This is a genomic window from Flavisphingomonas formosensis, from assembly GCF_009755815.1.
In the GTDB taxonomy this organism is placed as follows: Bacteria; Pseudomonadota; Alphaproteobacteria; order Sphingomonadales; family Sphingomonadaceae; genus Flavisphingomonas; species Flavisphingomonas formosensis.
This window is the reverse complement of the sequence record NZ_WRPK01000021.1, coordinates 1-15947: the sequence shown is the minus strand read 5'-3', so window position 1 is coordinate 15947 and position 15947 is coordinate 1. Positions and strand designations below refer to the sequence as shown.

Sequence of the window (15947 nt, the reverse complement as noted above, 5' to 3'; positions counted from 1 at the left end):
CGCCTCACAAATCGCTCACCAAATGTCCGCCGTCGACCGCGATCACCGAACCCGTCATGTAGGCGGAAGCGTCGCTGGCCAGAAGCAGCAGCGGCCCATCCAGGTCGCCCAACTCGCCTAGCCGGCGCTGGGGAATACGGCGAATCATCTCGCGGCCGGCCTCGGTCTCGAAAAATTCGCGATTGAGATCCGTGCTCAGATATCCCGGCGCCAGCGCATTGACCCGGATTGCGTGGCGCGCGAGTTCGAGCGCCAGCGCCTTGGTCATCTGGATCACGCCGGCCTTGGACACCGCATAGGGCAATACACCCTTGCCCTGTCGCACCCCCAGGATGGACGCGACGTTGATGATCGTGCCCCCCTTCCCCACAGCCCTCATTTGACGGGCAGCGGCCTGCGCCACGAGAAACATCCCCTTGAGGTTGACGTCGATCACCGCGTCCCAATCCGCCTCGGTCTGCTTGAGCGCCGATGCCGACCGCACCATTCCCGCATTGTTCACCAGGATGTCGATCGGCCCGAGAGCGACGAAAGCAGCCTCCACCGCCTTGCCGTCGGTCACGTCGAGTTCGACCACCTCGACATCGATCGCTTTTCCACGCAGATACCAGGCCTGTTCCTCAAGCAATGTACGGCGACGTGCAGCCATCACCACATGGGCTCCTGCCTTGCCCAGCACCTCAGCGAAATGAGCACCAAGACCGGATGACGCACCGGTAACTAGCGCCTTCAGCCCCGCCAATTGGCGTACGCTGCCCGTCATATAATTCATACCCTTCTGTCCACTGGGATCACCTGCCGACGATTTGCTGCCGCCATTATCCGCTTCGAGCCCTATACAGCTGTCCTACCAACCGTCATGCCGATTTTCAACGATTACGTTGACAAGACTCCGCATCCACTCTCATTGCCGGCGACGTCCATCTCGACAATCAAGCGGCATCGATTGCGGTCAGCGTCTCGGCCGGCCGGAAACCCGGCGCGATCCTGAACAGTTCGTCGATCACCGTCTTGGGCATGACATCCTCACCGAGGAGACGCGCGAACTTGTGTCCCTCATAGGTTGCCTCGATGAGCGATCGCGGCGCCAGCGCATCACCGATCTGATAGATATAAGCCACCTTGCCGGTCAGCATATCGATCAAACCGTCCACCTGCCGGCGCATGGTCGACATGATCACCCCATCGACCGGCACCGTCCGCTGCTCTCCGGTCGCGAGCAACTCCAGCTTCACCTCGCAATCGCCGATCGCCAGGACCCGGGTGCCGAGCGAGAGGAGGACGCCCGCCTCGCGCAAACGCAACCCGATATAATGCCGGGCGGTGCCCATATGGGGGGCGGCACTGTCATAGCTGGAAACGATCGTCACCCGGCAGCCATGCGCCGCGAGGAATTCGGCCGTTCCGACGCCGGCGTTTCGTCCCTCCTCGTCGATGATCAGCAGCTGGCCGCTCGCTGTCCTGGCGCCGCTCAGAACCTCGTCGGGGGTCAGCACGAAAGGCTGATCCCAGCCCGGAATCGGCTGCGCGGAAAAGCCGCTCATCCCCTCACGCGCATAGAGCGCACCGGTAGCAACCATCACCGCGTCGGGTGCTAGCGCGAGGATGGTTTCCGCGTCGGCGTCGGTGGCGGTGCGCACTTCAACGCCGAGCCTGTCGAGCTGATGCGCCCACCAGTCGCCGGCGCGGTGCATGTGCTCCCGCCCCGGCATCCGCGCCACCAGGGCCAAAGCTCCGCCCAGACGTGCCCGGCGTTCGATCAGCGTTACCGTGTGCCCCCGCATCGCGGCCACGCGAGCGGCCTCCATTCCCGAAGGCCCACCACCGACGACGACGACCCGCATCGAGCGCGGCGCCTTGGCGTTTTGCCGCACACCCCACCGCTCCTCCTTCGCGACCGTCGGATTGAGCGCACAGCCATGACCCGGATTGTAAGGGCTGCAATGATTGGCGGCTATGCAAGTGCGGCTTTCGCTTTCGCGGCCATACAGCGCGTTATTGACCAGCTGCGGTTCGGCGATCACGCCTCGCGCGACACCAATCACATCCGCGACGCCACGTGCCAGAAGATCCTCGGCTTCTGCGATTGCGGTGAGCCGGCCCGGTGTCGCCAGCACCGGCACATTGCCGCAGGCTTCGCGTGCACGCGCCACGCGTTCGGCATTGTGCAGCCTGCTCTCGAAAAAGGCGGAATGGCCAGATGATGCTGCTCTGGCTCGACCGCTATGTCGAGATCGATGAAATCCAAAAGTCCCGTCCGGGACAGATAGTGCAGGATTTCCTGCCCGCCTTCCTCGCTCCAGCCGCCGGGCAGCATCTGGTCGATCGTGAAACGCATGCCCGTCGCCAGCCCGCCTTGGGTTACCTCTTTCACCGCTTCGAGCACTTCGAGGATCAGCCTGGAACGATTGGCAAGGCTGCCACCATAATCGTCGGTCCGCCGGTTGAAATAAGGCGACAGGAACGCCTCCAGCAGCATGCCGTGTGAAACGTGAAGCTCCACCCCATCATAGCCGCAGACCAGCAGGTTGCGGGCGGCATCGCGATGCACGTCGACGATATGGTGCAGATCCTCCGCACGCAGAGCATAGCGGGTGGAAGGCATGTTGAAGCTTTGCGTCGCCGAGGGCGAGAGCTGCGGCGCCTGTGGGCCACCCTGTTCCCACAAATGGGTCAGGCCAGGATGATACCAGATCTGCCCCATGATCGCCCCGCCGCTCGCATGCACCGCTTCCGCCACGCGGGCGTAGGAAGGAAGTGCCTGGGGGAGGATAGGACTCGAACTGGGCGTACCCAACCAGGCGGCAAAAGGGGCGACGAGCATGCTATGGAAGATCAGGCCTACACCGCCCGCAGCACGCTCAGCATAATAATAGGCCAATTCGGCAGCGGGCATGCCATTCGGCCCGTAACCGGGCACGCCGACCTCGAGTGGAACGCCATGGGGAGGCATGTAGATTCGGTTGCGGATTTCCACCGGCCCCAAAGAGATCGGCGCGAAGACATGAGGGTATAGCGTGCGACCCGGCTGACCTTCCGTCTGGGCATGCGTTGGCGTCATATGCACTCCCCTCCCCAGTTTTCATCGTCATTGCCCGTCAGCGGCACACGAAGGCCAATTCGGCATCTTGTGGACGACAGCGTAGGGCAAGGATGCACATTAATCAACTATATCGTTGATTACCTTCTGCAAACTCCGTCCGCCGTCCGGCAATTCAGGGGGCAGCACCAAATTCACATCCATTAATCAACATGATCGTTGACTTATGCCGCCATGCGCGTAGTAGTGTGTCCATCCGGCAGGCGCGAGACATCCGCACCGCCGTGTAAGCGGAGAGGCGAGCCAATCTTGATCGCAGACATCGCATAGCGCCGGATGAAAGGAGGGTCGCCGCGCCCAGGCTGGCCGCTGCCTCAAAGATAATTCAATCGAAAACAAGATCGCCGCAAGGATCTGAAATGTCGGAATCTGGCATCGAACGTAACACCATCGCGCCAAACTCGTCACCGATTCTTTCCGTCCCCGAAGCCGTCGTGGTGCGTTTCGCCGGCGATTCTGGCGACGGAATGCAGCTCACCGGAAGCCAGTTCACCCTGTCGACGGCGCTGACCGGCAACGATCTCGCGACATTTCCCGATTTTCCCGCCGAAATCCGCGCGCCGCAAGGCACGTTGTTCGGCGTCTCGGCGTTCCAGATCAATTTCGGCTCGATCGAGGTGACCACCGCCGGCGATGCACCCGATGTTCTCGTGGCAATGAATCCGGCCGCGCTCAAGACCAATGTACAGGCATTGAAGCCTGGCGGTCTCATCATCGCCGACGCGGGCGAATTCTCGAGGCGCAATCTAGACAAGGCGAAATATACGACGAACCCGCTCGAGGATGGCAGCCTCGCCAAATGGACGCTCCTGGCCTTCGATATTTCCGCTCTGACGCTGGAGGCGGTGAAATCTTTCAGCCTAGGCAATAAGGAAGCGCTGCGCTGTAAGAATATGTGGACGCTGGGGCTGGCTCTCTGGATGTTTGAGCGGGATCGCCAACCGCTGATCGACTGGCTGAACGGCAAGTTCCAGAAGAACCCGCTGCTCGCCCATGCCAATATCGCCGCGCTCAATGCCGGCCATGCCTATGGAGAGACGGCCGAAATCGGTGGGCAGGTCAGGAAACTGAATCTCGACCCCGCGCCGAGCGCGCCAGGTCTCTATCGCACGGTGAATGGCGCCGAAGCGGTCAGCCTCGGTCTCGTCGCCGGTGCACAGCTTGCCGGCCTCAAGATGTTTTTCGGCGGCTATCCGATTACCCCGGCCTCGGCCATCCTGCATCATCTCGCCAACCTCAAGGAATATGGGGTAACCACCTTCCAGGCTGAGGACGAGATCGCGGCGATCTGCTCGGCGATTGGCGCCTCCTATGCCGGGCAACTGGGAGTGACCTCCTCGTCCGGGCCCGGCATTGCGCTCAAGGGCGAAGCGATGGGCTTGGCAGTGATGACCGAACTGCCGCTGGTCATCGTCAACTCGCAACGCGGCGGGCCTTCGACCGGCCTGCCGACCAAGACCGAACAGTCGGACCTCTATCAGGCGGTCTATGGTCGCAACGGCGATGCGCCCTTGCCGGTGATCGCCGCGCGCTCGCCGACCGACGCCTTCGCCTGCGCGATCGAAGCCTGTCGCATCGCCACCCGCTTCATGACCCCGGTGATCCTGCTCACGGATGGCTACATCGCCAATGCCGCCGAGCCGTGGCGGATACCTGATCCGGCGGATTTCGAGCCCTTCCCGGTGGATTTCCTGACCGAGGCCAACGGCGAGGACGACAGGGTTCTCCCCTATAAGCGCGACGGCCAGGGCGTGCGTCCGTGGATCACGCCGGGCACGGCCGGCCTGATGCATCGCATCGGCGGCATCGAGAAGGCGCCCGACACCGGCGATCTCGATTATTCGCCGGCCGTGCACCAGCTCCAGACCGATGCGCGCAAGGCCAAGATCGACGGCGTGGCGCACGCTATCCCTGCGCAGGACATCGACCTCGGCCAGGAAGGCGGCCGGCTCGCGGTGGTCGGTTGGGGCTCCACCTACGGCCCGATCCACCAAGCGGTGCGTCGCGCCCGCGCCGCCGGTCTCGACGTCAGCCACATCCATGTCCGGCACATCTGGCCGCTGCCGGCGAATCTCGGCGCGCTGCTCAAAGGGTATGAGGCCGTGCTGGTGCCCGAGATGAATACCGGCCAGTTCAAGACGCTGCTGCGCGACCAATATCTCGTCGAGGCGCAATCCCTGACGAAAATTTCCGGACAGCCCTTCGCCATCGCCGAGATCGAGGCGGCGATCGCCAGCGTCTTCGACGGGAAGCGAGACGATACCGGCGGCACGGACGTGACCGCCGACGCGACGCAACCGTCCAGCATCGAGGCGATCCATCCATGAACGACATGAGCCCCCGTCCCCGCAGCATCAAGGATTGGGAATCGGATCAGGAGGTCCGCTGGTGCCCGGGTTGCGGCGATTACGCGATCCTGAAGGCGGTGCAGCGCACCATGGTCGATCTGGGATCGGACCCCGCCACAACCGTGTTCGTCTCGGGCATCGGCTGCTCCAGCCGCTTTCCCTATTATATGGCAAGCTATGGCTTCCACACGATCCATGGCCGCGCGCCCGCCATCGCCACGGGCATCAAGCTCGCCAATCCCGAACTGGATATCTGGCTGGTGACCGGCGACGGCGACGGCATGTCAATCGGCGGCAACCACACGATGCACCTCCTCCGGCGCAATCTGAATTGTCAGATCATGCTGTTCAACAACGAGATATACGGCCTCACCAAGGGCCAATATTCGCCGACCAGCCGGGTCGGAACGCCGAGCCCCTCGACGCCGCTCGGCTCGGTCGACCAGCCGGCCTTGCCCTGCGCCTTTGCGCTGGGCTCCGGCGCGCGCTTCATCGCCCGCGGCTTCGATGTGTCAAAGGAACTGCCCGCCGTGCTCGAGGCCGCCCATGCCCATCAGGGCGCAGCCTTCGTCGAGATCTTCCAGAACTGCATCGTCTACAACAAGGATCGCTTCGAGGATTTCGCCGTCGCCAAGGGCGCCGAAGCCCGGCAGCTCTGGCTCCGGCAAGGCAAGCCCATGCTGTTCGACAAGGGCACGCGAGGTATCGCGCTGGATATGGCGAAGCTGGCGCTGAAGGTGGTCGAGGTCTATGACGGCGATTGGCAAGCGGCGGGCGTCCTGGTCCATGACGTGGCGAACCGCTCGGTCGCGCACATGCTTGTGGAAATGCCGTTCGGCGCCTTCCCGATGGCGCTGGGGGTGATCTATGACGATCCCCGCCCGACCTACGAGACCCAGACGCTGACGCAGGACGAAGCCGCGCGGGCCGGCAAGAGCCCCGATCTAGCCAGGCTGCTTGCGGGGAGGCGGACGTGGACGCCCCCCCGAACCAAGGAACGCCCCGCCGACCTTTAATCCCGTCCATCGCCTATGAGCATAGGAAAGAGAAAGCCATGACCACCCCTCTCATCGCGCCGCGTCCCGAGCATGTCCCGGAGGATCGCGTGGTGGACTTCGACATGTTCGCCCCGCCAGGTGGGAAGCGGGACATTTTCGGCGCGTGGAAGGTGCTGCAGGATTCCGGCGTTCCGGAGGTGGTGTGGACGCCCCGCAACGGTGGGCACTGGATCGCGACGCGTGCCAAGTCGATGACCGAGGTCGCCTCGGACCATAAACGCTTCTCGAGCCATATCTTTCTGCTGCCGCGCGAAACGGGCGAGAAATTCTCGAACATTCCCCTCGGGCTCAATCCGCCCGACCATGCCCCGGTCCGCGCTTTGCTCAATCCCTCGCTCGGCCCCACCGCGGTCCCCCGTCTGGAGAGCATGATCCGCACGATCGCGGTTGAGCTGATCGAAGGCCTGCGCCCCGCGGGGCATTGCGCCTTCACCGAGCAATTTGCCGAGATCTACCCGCTCAAGATCTTCATGATGCTCGTCAATCTGCCCTTTTCCGATGCGCCACGCCTCAAGCAGGCGGTCGACGAGGTGCTACGGCCGACCGGAGAATTGAGCGCCGAAGAAGGCACCCGGCGGCTTCTCGACTATATCCGGCAGCATCTCGACCAGCGCCTCGGCAAGGACGGCGACGACATATTGTCCCAGATCGTCAATGGGCGGATCAAGGATCGGCAAATCACATATGACGAGGCGCTCAGCGTCAGCCTCGGGGTGCTGGCCGGCGGGCTCGACACCGTGGCCAATTTCGCAAGCTTCGTCCTGCACTATCTCGCCACCCATGACGGCCATCGCCGCGCCCTCATCGCCGATCCGTCGCTGATCGGCACCGCGGTGGAGGAGCTGCTCCGGCGTTTTCCCATCTCGATGAGCACCCGCGTCGTTCGGCACGACACGGAATTTTACGGGGTCCAGCTGAAGCGCGACGACATGATCCTCATGCCGGGGGTCGTCGCCGGGCTCGACGAGCGTTGGAACGAGCGGCCGATGGACGTGGATTTCCATCGCAAGCCGATCAAGCATGCGTCGTTCGGCTATGGCAATCACCACTGCGCCGGCGCGCATCTCGCACGGCTGGAGTTGCGGATCATGGTGGAGGAATGGCTCGGCCGGATACCCGAATTCGCCGTGAAGCCGGATACGGAGGTGACCTATACCGGCGGCCACGTGATCACCGTAGATCGGCTTCCGTTAGTCTGGGATCCCACAACAACGATTCAAAAAGTATTGCACAGTGACAACGAGTATATGGCGAACATTTCATGATACATATATAGACATATTCTCATAATCTGTTTTTATAATTGGGCAAATCTAGATCATGAAATGTATCTTTCACCGCAGAACGATGAATGTCAGATTTTAACTTCAATCCAGACTATCTCTTCGTCTTCATGCTGGCGGCGTTTCTGGGCTTCCAGCTTATCAAGCGTGTTTCGCCGCTTTTGCATTCGCCGCTGATGTCTCTGACCAACGCGATTGCGGCGGTGGTGATCGTCGGCGCGATCACGATCACGGGTGAGGAGGGTGCGACGCCGCTGGCCAAGACGCTCGGCTTCATCGCGGTGCTCGCCGCGACGATCAATCTGGTGTCGGGTTTCCTGATCACCGATCGCATGCTCAAGATGTTCAAGCGGAAGGACGGCTGAGATGGAACAGCTCATCGTCCAGCTTTCGCTGATCGCCACCTGCGCGCTGTTCATCCTGGCGCTGATGTGGATGAGCCATCCGTCGACCGCGCGCCGCGGCGTGCGGGCCGGCGAGATCGGCATGGTGATCGCGATCATCGGCACGCTCGTCCATCACGAGATCGTCGACTATAACCTGATCCTCATCGCGATGGCGATCGGCACGGTCGTCGGCGTACCGATGGCCTATCTGATGCCGATGACCGCGATCCCGCAGCGGACCGCGATCAGCCACGCCTTCGGCGCGCTCGCCGTCGGCCTGATCGGCGCCGCCGAATATTATAAATATGCGCACACCGCGGCGCCGGGCAGCTTCGTCTTCTGGGCGCTGATGCTCGAGATGCTGCTCGGTTTCCTCACCTGCACCGCCAGCGTCATCGCCTTCGCCAAGCTACAGGAGATCATGCCGACCCGCCCGATCGTCTTCGGCGGGCAGCGGGTGGTGAACGCGCTGATCGCGGCGGCGGCGCTCGGCGTTGCGGTCACGCTGGTCTTCGCGCCGACCAACACCGCCCTGTTCCCGCTCTTCGTCGGCCTGGCGCTGCTGTTCGGCATCCTGCTGGTGATCCCGATCGGCGGCGCGGACATGCCGACCGTGATCGCGCTGCTCAACAGCTACGCCGGCCTCGCGGCCAGCGCGATGGGTTTCGCGCTCGGCAACAAGCTGCTGATCGTGGCGGGCGCGCTGGACGGCGCGTCGGGCTTCATCCTCGCGGTGATCATGTGCCGCGCGATGAACCGCTCCTTCGCCAATGTGATGTTCGGCGGCTTCGGGACGCTCGCCGCGGGCTCCGCCGGCGGCAAGGACGATCGCCCGGTGCGCTCGGCCTCGGCCGAGGAGGCCGCGATGGTGCTGGAGAATGCGGACAGCGTCGTGATCATCCCCGGCTACGGCATGGCGGTCGCCCAGGCACAGCACAAGGTGAGCGAGCTCTACCAGGCGCTGACCAAGAAGAAGGTCGACGTGAAGTTCGCGATCCATCCGGTCGCGGGCCGCATGCCGGGCCATATGAACGTGCTGCTCGCCGAGGCGAACGTGCCCTATGAACAGCTCGTCGAGCTCGAGGACATCAATCCCGAGCTGCCGCAGACCGACGTGGCGCTGATCATCGGCGCCAACGACACGGTGAACCCCTCGGCGCGCGACGACCCGAAGAGCCTCATCGCGGGCATGCCCATCATCGAGGCGGACAAGGCCAAGACGGTGTTCGTGATCAAGCGCAGCATGAATGCGGGCTTCGCCGGCATCGACAACCCCATCTACTATAATCCGAACACCCAGATGCTGTTCGGCGACGCCAAGGCGGTCACCGCCGACATGGTGAAGGAGCTTGCCGGCGGCGGCACAGGCCACTGACCCCGCGCCGTCCGGGCGATGCTGTGCGTCGAAGAATCCGTCATCCTCGCCCGGACGCGTCATGAACTGCTCGGGCTAGATATCGCCGCGCAGCAACCGCACCGTCTGGCAAGCCATCTGCGCAAGATTGGGATGGGTTTCGACACCCGAGGCCATGATCATGTGCTGCCAGCTGTCGCGCCGGATAGTCTGAGAACTCGCTGCAGCGCATGAGGCCATGTCAGTGCGCTACATTGAGCTTTATGAATAGTTTGCCGTGCAGATGGACGAGGAATCGCCATCTGGTGAGAGTTACAAGCTTCGATAGCCCGACTCTCAAACACCCGTGCCAAGCAGAAAGGGCGTTATGGCTCCAACAGACAATCCGTCCGCAAAAATCCACGCTTGGCCGCAATTTATCTGCCTGCAAAACCGGGTTGTGAACCGGGTTGCCGACCTTATTGGGCAATTTTTCTAAGTTAAAACAACAGCTTTTGGAGGAGCCGAGAAGATCATCATGCCGCTCATCAGCAGGACAACCACCGCGAGCGCATTGAGCCAGTGCCAGGCACGCACGGGGCGGCGCTGGCGATAGATGAGGTCGCCGCCCGCGGAAGGCGGGTCGATCGGTTGGGAAGCCATCAGTCGCTCCGAGGTTGCGGGGCGCCGGTACAGGGCACGGCGCCCCGGACGCCGATCAGTGGCCGGCGCTCATCATGGCGTCGCGCTTCATCTTGTCGGAATGGGCTTTCATCGCCCCCTCGTGCGCCATCGCGCCATGCGCCGAGGACTTCTTCATTGCGCCGGGCGACTTCTTGTCCGAGGCCATACGGTCCTGGGCGGCCATCTGGCCGTGCGATGCCATCTTGTCTTGGGAGGCCATTGCGTCCTGAGCGACGGCAGGAACCGCAGCGCCAAGCGCCAAGGTGGACAGGGCAACCATCATGATCGTGCGCATGGGAATATCCTTGTATGGTGAGTGTTTCGTCGGATGCCTGCCACGAGAGGTGCGGCGGGCATGGCGGACGCGACCTGTCCCCGGTTCAGGGGTTGGGGGTCTTGCGGGAGAAGCAAGCCGCGTCCTGCTGCCCATCCGCAGGCCGCCCCCGATCGGTTACACCGGACTCCGTTTGAAGTTTCGGAGGCGTTGACTGCGGCTCCGGAGCCGGCCGCGCAGCCGCCCTCGCGCCTGTAACCGCCAGCGATCGCCGCCCGTATGTCACTTTGCTGGACCAAGGAGCGGCGACCAATTCTTGTTCGCCGCCCGACCAGCACTCCGCGAATTGCGACGAGGAACGCGACATGCACGACATGGGTAAGCTCAAGAACCTGAAGAGCCTGGACGCAGGGGCCGCCCGACGCGATGAAGGCGTTCTGGGAGTTCGACAAAGCCGTGTTCAAGGACGGCGAGATCTCCGCTCTCAACAAGCAGCTCATCGCGGTCGCCGTCGCGCTCACGATGCAGTGCGTCTACTGCATTGAGATCCACAACAAGCAGGCCCGCGAGGCGGGCGCGACCGATGCGCAGCTCGCGGAAGCGGCGACGGTTGCCGCGGCGATCCGCGCCGGCGGGGCTATCACCCACGGAACGCACCTGTTCTGAGCCGGCAGGGAGACTGATGAAAGCAGTTGGCCGGCCCGCTAGGCGGGCTGGCCTTTAACCGCCGGGTGAGGCTCAGCGAGCATGCCCGATCACAGCGGGCCGCACGTTCAGCCCGTTCCATTCTCGACATCGCGCTTCGCGCGAAGACGCTCATCGACCGACAGGGGACCGGCCCCGCCGATACACAACGCGACCAGACCGGCGATATAGAGCAGATCGGTCTCGTAGCCCGGCTGTCCGAAATGCGCGCCGGTCGCGTCGTAGGACATCAGCTTGATCGAGCTGAAGCCGTTCGGAAGATGGACGGTGAAGATGGCGACGAGCAGAACCACGATCATCGGCACCGTGATGAGCGGCACCAGCGCGCCCGCGAGGATCATCAGCCCGCCGACGAGCTCCACCACCACGGTCGCCCAGCTCAGCAGGTCGGCCGCCGGCATCCCCATGGCGTGTAAGATCCCGCCGAAATTGTCCGGTCCTCGCGCGAGCTTGGCCCATCCATGCGTGAAAAAGCCGTAGCCGACGATGAGACGCAGCGGGATAGCATACCATCCCGCAGCAATCGGAAGCGGCGAAACCGCGAGTTTCTTGAACAAAGCTGTCATCGTCGAGCGATCCTTGTCAGTTTTGGTGATGGGCGGAGTCGACGCGGCGGCGGAGCAGCCGATCGACGGAAAGCGGACCGTCACCGCCAAGTGCGAGGGCCGCGAGCCCTGCCAGATAGGCGAGGTCGGTCTCGAAACCGGGCTTGCCGAACTTGACGTGCCGTTGGACGCGAACTCCATCAGCTTGATGCCGTCGAACCCGTTGGGAAGGTGGACGGTGACGATCGCGACCAGAAGTACGAAGGCCATCGGCAGAGCCGCGAGGGGCACGAGGGGCCGGTCAGGATGGCGAGCCCGCCGGAGAGCTCGGTCACGGTCGTAAGCCATGTGAGCAGGTCGGGAACGGGCATGTGCAGCCTGGCGAGGATGTGGCCGAACTTGTCCGGCCCATGGGCTCAGCTTCGCATAGCCGTGAAACAGGAAGCCGAGGCCGATGAGGCGCGAAGCGGCAGCGCCCACCAACGACTGCGTGGGTCGCAGGAGGCGTGAATAGACGGTGGAGAGGTGGACCATGCCTGCCATACGGGGCGAGCGTAATCGCGGTTACACCGCATTGAGGGAACCTTCCCGACTGTAACTGGGCGACATCGGCCGGCGTAGGTTGAAGAGTCAACCGAACCCAAACGGAGCCTGTTATGCCAAGCCGACACTGGATCGCAGCCACCTTCTCTTTGGCGGCCGCCGGTGCCGTCAGCCTTTTCGCGATGCCGGCGTTTCCAGCCTCAGCCTCCGGTTCGCCCGTTGTGGTCGAGCTCTATCAGAGCCAGGGCTGCTCCTCCTGCCCGCCCGCCAACGCGAATCTCAACGCGATCGCCGACCGACCGGACGTCATCCCGCTTTCCTTCGCGGTCACCTACTGGGACCAGCTTGGCTGGAAGGACACGTTCGCTCGCCCGCAGTTCACGGCGCGGCAGTGCGACTATGCCCGCAGCGCCGGCCGCGGACAGGTCGCGACGCCGCAGATGGTCATCAATGGCGGACGGCAGACGATCGTCGGCAACAACCGACAGGAGCTCGAGGCGGCGATCGCAGGCGCCCGGCGCTCGGGCGGTCCGCAAATCGCGCTGACGGGCGGCCGGATCTCGATCGGAGCGGCAGGCGGCGCCAGGCCGGCAACGGTGTGGGTCGTTCGGTTCGATCCCCGCGTCAACAACGTGCCGATCCGCGCCGGCGAGAATGGCGGACGCACGCTGCCCCATCGCAACATCGTTCGCCAGCTTCAGGCGGTCGGCACCTGGTCGGGCAAGGTCGCCACCTTCCCCGTACCGGCCAGCCCCAGCCCGGTCTACCGCACGGCCGTTCTCGTCCAGACTGGCAAAGGCGGTCCGATCGTGGCGGCCGCGAGGCTGTGAGTTCCCCCGGCGCTATGCAGGCGGGTCGCACCATGTTGATGCAGTCGCGTCAACGGACTGCATTCGACACGAAGACGGACGGGGTGACCTAAGGAGCCTCACATATGGAACTCTGGTATGCACCAACCTCGCCCTTCGCGCGAAAGGTGCGCGTGGCGGCGCATGAGCTCGGCCTCTCGGGCAAACTGACGCTCGTCGAAATCGATCCCTGGACGGACGAGCATTTGCGGGTGATCAACCCGCTTTCCAAGGTGCCAACACTCGCGCTTGAGGGCGGGACCACGCTCTTCGAGTCCGACGTGATCTGCGATTACCTGGACGCGCTTTGCGGACGACGGCTCCACCCCGTTGACGGCCCGGAGCGGTGGCGAGCGCTCCTGCTTCAGAGCCTGGCTGACGGAGCGATGACCGCGATGGGGCGGCTCTTCGCCGATGAGCGCAACTCGCCGGATCGGCCCCCAACCGCGATGCAGGAACGTTTTCACGCCGCACGCGAGGCTACCCTGGACCGGCTGGAAAGTGAGCGGCTGCGGGCCGATCCGCTGATCGGAGAGATCGGGGTCGCAGTCTTCCTCGGCTATCTCGACTTTCGCTGGCCCGATCGCGATTGGCGAAGCGGAAGACCCACGCTTACGAGATGGTTCGAGCGCTTCGAGGCACGCCCATCGATGACGAGCACGCAACATACCCTTCCTCAATCTTCTATGTAGATTGTTCATACTACCTGGCTGAGTCTGATGGCGAGACTTGGCCGGATGACGTATAATTCTGAACAGCTATTCCGGCTGCATTAACGACAGCTTTCAGGCAGGACCAAGAGGCACCCGAACGGCGAAAAATGGATCGTGAGCTGCCGGCGGCTAAGCGCCCTAATTGCGGTGATTCACCAGCCCGACTCTTAAGCCCGAAAGCCGCCGTTTGTTCATGCAGCAAGGACGGTCATGAGATAGTGCTTTACTGCCCGGAAGCCGCAAGTCCGCTCCCCTGAAGGGTCCGTACGCCTCCGGCGCCCGGAACCCTTCAGGGCTGCCGAACGGCAGATTTCGCCTTTCGATCATTGCAAACCGGACAATCTCCTGTCGGCCCAGGTCAAGCCATTGCATGCGCTAATTTCTGCGGCTCGGCCCGCTCCGGCGATGCAACAGGGTCCATCATCTGCTCGATGACGTCAGCCCATTCTTGAAGCATGCGCCTGCGGGGCGAGAGGTAGAGCGCACTGTTATAGGCGCCGCGCACCTCGTCACGATCGGCATGGGCAAGCGCCATCTCGATCCAGTCCGGACGGTATAGCTCGGCCTCGTTGGCCCAGGTAGAGGCGATCGCCCGGAACCCGCGGACCGTCTGCCGCCCGCGATAGCCCATGCGGTAGCAGCCATAGATCATCGTGTTCTGAGAGATGGGCTGCCCGAGCTTGTCGCCCGCGAACACATAGCTTTCCCGGCTGTGCGTCCGCAGCGTCGAGAGCAACGCGACCACCTGCCGCGAGAGCGGCACCAGATGCTCGCGCGCCATCTTCATGCGGGCGGCCGGCACCCGCCACAGCGGCTCGGAGGTAACGAGCCCCTCGAACTCGTCCCAGGTCGCAAGCCGCGTCTCGTTGGTCCGCGCCCAGGTCAGCAGCGTGAACAGCAGCGCCGCCCGCGTGACCGCCCTGCGCTTCGCGGTCTCGTCGCCGTCATAGCGATCGATGGCCTGAACGAGCTTGGGCAGATCGGCCATCCCTACCCTCGCCATATGCCGGACCCGCGGCCTCGGCATCAGCGAGTCGGTGAGCGCGGCGGCCGGGTCCTGTCCGCCCAGCCCTGCGGGATCGCGAACCGGTAGATCTGCCCCACATGTTGCTTGAGCCTGCGGCTCACGTCGAGCGCACCGCGTGCTTCGACCCCGCGGATCATCGCCAGCACGTCGGCGCTGGTCACCGCGCGCAGGTCCGTCGACCCGAACGCGGGGAGCACATCCCGCTCCAGACGCCGCAGCAGCCGGGAGGCATGCCCGGGATCGAGCGAATCGGCGCGGTTCTTATGCCACGCCCGCGCCGCCTGCTCGAACGTCTTCACCGCCTTGCTCTCGGGCTTCGCGCCGGGCTCCCTCCCCTCGGCCAGCGCGAGCTTGGCCTGTGCGCGGCGCAGCCGCGCCTCGGCCAGGCTGATCCTGGGATAGGGTCCGAACGAGAGCAGCTTCTCCTTACCGCCGAACCGGTATTTGAGCCGCCAGAGCTTCGAGCCGTTGGGCCGGACCAGCAGATGCAGGCCCTCGCCGTCGGTGAGCTTGTAATCCTTACTGCGCTTGGTCGCGTAGCGCACTTCCAGTTCCTTGAGCGCCATGGGGGTATCTCCTGCGGGCCAGCAGACCCTACCCCCAAGAACACCCCCAAAAGCAAATCGACGTCCCAGCATCCGGAGGGACGCTGCGAGACGTGCCGCGACATGGCGATACGGCGCCAAGTCACTGTTTCGGACGTAAAAAAAGCGCCTCAGGGATATGCTGAGACGCTGCGGTGTGGTGTGCTGTTGGTTGCGGGGACAGGATTTGAACCTGTGACCTTCAGGTTATGAGCCTGACGAGCTACCGGGCTGCTCCACCCCGCGCCAACGATGGGGCCGCAGGACGGAGCGGAGCTCCGCAAGGCCGAGGGCCGCCGCGCCTTATTGGCGCGAGAGCCAAGCCGACGGATGTCGGCGCCGGCGCCTGAGGCCAACGACAGAGTAAATGGGTTCGTGTTGAACGGGTATATGATGCGCCGGCTTCAAAGCCTGGCGGCGACCTACTCTTCCATCGCTTAGGCGATAGTACCATCGGCGCTGTCTGGTTTCACGGCCGAGTTCGGGATGGGATCGGGTGGGTCACAGACGCTATGG

General features: G+C 63.6%; 16 protein-coding genes, 1 tRNA gene and 1 rRNA gene. 8 read left to right on the top strand and 10 right to left on the bottom strand.

Annotated features, from left to right (window positions below):
- Nucleotides 1-4 precede the first annotated feature (4 nt).
- From GQY20_RS31230 to GQY20_RS31220, 3 genes are all read right to left on the bottom strand, one after another.
- The gene (locus GQY20_RS31230; protein ID WP_157221087.1) at nt 5-763 is read right to left on the bottom strand and encodes an SDR family NAD(P)-dependent oxidoreductase; all 759 of its coding nucleotides are present in this window, start codon (nt 761-763) and stop codon (nt 5-7) included.
- A gap of 169 nt (nt 764-932) precedes the next feature.
- Nucleotides 933-2153, bottom strand: a complete 1221-nt coding sequence (locus GQY20_RS31225) for an FAD-dependent oxidoreductase (RefSeq protein ID WP_157221086.1) — start codon at nt 2151-2153, stop codon at nt 933-935.
- Nucleotides 2042-3061, bottom strand: a complete 1020-nt coding sequence (locus tag GQY20_RS31220) for an oxidoreductase (RefSeq protein WP_157221085.1) — start codon at nt 3059-3061, stop codon at nt 2042-2044. The genes GQY20_RS31225 and GQY20_RS31220 overlap by 112 nt, the downstream gene beginning before the upstream one ends.
- A gap of 398 nt (nt 3062-3459) precedes the next feature.
- Between GQY20_RS31220 and GQY20_RS31215 the strand changes: the two genes are divergently transcribed.
- The 5 genes from GQY20_RS31215 (at nt 3460) to GQY20_RS31195 (ending at nt 9550) form a co-directional block, all read left to right on the top strand.
- Nucleotides 3460-5427 (top strand): 2-oxoacid:acceptor oxidoreductase subunit alpha, encoded by a 1968-nt coding sequence (locus tag GQY20_RS31215; RefSeq protein ID WP_157221084.1) that lies wholly within the window; start codon nt 3460-3462, stop codon nt 5425-5427.
- A complete protein-coding gene (locus tag GQY20_RS31210) occupies nt 5424-6464 on the top strand; it encodes a 2-oxoacid:ferredoxin oxidoreductase subunit beta (RefSeq protein ID WP_157221083.1) in 1041 nt (346 codons plus the stop codon). The genes GQY20_RS31215 and GQY20_RS31210 overlap by 4 nt, the downstream gene beginning before the upstream one ends.
- A 38-nt stretch (nt 6465-6502) precedes the next feature.
- Complete coding sequence (locus GQY20_RS31205; RefSeq protein ID WP_157221082.1) at nt 6503-7771, top strand: cytochrome P450; 1269 nt, start codon at nt 6503-6505, stop codon at nt 7769-7771.
- Nucleotides 7772-7857: 86 nt separating this feature from the next.
- Entirely contained in the window at nt 7858-8154 is a 297-nt protein-coding gene (locus tag GQY20_RS31200) for an NAD(P) transhydrogenase subunit alpha (protein ID WP_157221081.1), read from the top strand.
- A gap of 1 nt (nt 8155) precedes the next feature.
- On the top strand, nt 8156-9550 hold the full coding sequence (locus tag GQY20_RS31195) for an NAD(P)(+) transhydrogenase (Re/Si-specific) subunit beta (protein ID WP_157221080.1): 1395 nt from the start codon (nt 8156-8158) through the stop codon (nt 9548-9550).
- 453 nt (nt 9551-10003) lie between these two features.
- Here the strand turns inward: GQY20_RS31195 and GQY20_RS31190 are convergent, their stop codons facing one another.
- Both GQY20_RS31190 and GQY20_RS31185 read right to left on the bottom strand, forming a co-directional pair.
- Nucleotides 10004-10171: a cytochrome b/b6 domain-containing protein gene (locus GQY20_RS31190; protein ID WP_157221079.1), complete on the bottom strand. Its 168-nt coding sequence runs from the start codon at nt 10169-10171 to the stop codon at nt 10004-10006.
- Between the two features lie 55 nt (nt 10172-10226).
- On the bottom strand, nt 10227-10487 hold the full coding sequence (locus GQY20_RS31185; protein WP_157221078.1) for a hypothetical protein: 261 nt from the start codon (nt 10485-10487) through the stop codon (nt 10227-10229).
- A 405-nt stretch (nt 10488-10892) separates the two neighbouring features.
- Here GQY20_RS31185 and GQY20_RS31180 point away from each other — a divergent pair, with 405 nt between their 5' ends.
- Nucleotides 10893-11132, top strand: coding sequence for a carboxymuconolactone decarboxylase family protein (locus tag GQY20_RS31180; RefSeq protein WP_198351328.1), 240 nt, complete (start codon nt 10893-10895; stop codon nt 11130-11132).
- A 107-nt stretch (nt 11133-11239) separates the two neighbouring features.
- Here GQY20_RS31180 and GQY20_RS31175 read toward each other — a convergent pair whose 3' ends face one another.
- Nucleotides 11240-11986 carry a DoxX family protein gene (locus tag GQY20_RS31175; protein WP_232476360.1) on the bottom strand — a complete coding sequence of 249 codons (747 nt, stop codon included), beginning with the start codon at nt 11984-11986 and terminating at the stop codon, nt 11240-11242.
- 386 nt (nt 11987-12372) lie between these two features.
- Here GQY20_RS31175 and GQY20_RS31165 point away from each other — a divergent pair, with 386 nt between their 5' ends.
- Together GQY20_RS31165 and GQY20_RS31160 are read left to right on the top strand one after the other, a co-directional pair.
- The gene (locus tag GQY20_RS31165; RefSeq protein ID WP_157221076.1) at nt 12373-13089 is read left to right on the top strand and encodes a DUF1223 domain-containing protein; all 717 of its coding nucleotides are present in this window, start codon (nt 12373-12375) and stop codon (nt 13087-13089) included.
- Nucleotides 13090-13193: 104 nt separating this feature from the next.
- A complete protein-coding gene (locus tag GQY20_RS31160; protein WP_157221075.1) occupies nt 13194-13799 on the top strand; it encodes a glutathione S-transferase family protein in 606 nt (201 codons plus the stop codon).
- A 379-nt stretch (nt 13800-14178) separates the two neighbouring features.
- Here GQY20_RS31160 and GQY20_RS32725 read toward each other — a convergent pair whose 3' ends face one another.
- The 4 genes from GQY20_RS32725 to rrf all read right to left on the bottom strand — a co-directional run.
- Nucleotides 14179-14808: a tyrosine-type recombinase/integrase gene (locus GQY20_RS32725; protein ID WP_232476359.1), complete on the bottom strand. Its 630-nt coding sequence runs from the start codon at nt 14806-14808 to the stop codon at nt 14179-14181.
- A 38-nt stretch (nt 14809-14846) separates the two neighbouring features.
- A complete protein-coding gene (locus GQY20_RS32720) occupies nt 14847-15413 on the bottom strand; it encodes a tyrosine-type recombinase/integrase (protein WP_232476358.1) in 567 nt (188 codons plus the stop codon).
- A 187-nt stretch (nt 15414-15600) separates the two neighbouring features.
- A tRNA-Met gene (locus GQY20_RS31150) sits at nt 15601-15677 on the bottom strand.
- 163 nt (nt 15678-15840) lie between these two features.
- Nucleotides 15841-15947 (bottom strand): 5S ribosomal RNA (gene rrf, locus GQY20_RS31145); the annotation flags it as partial.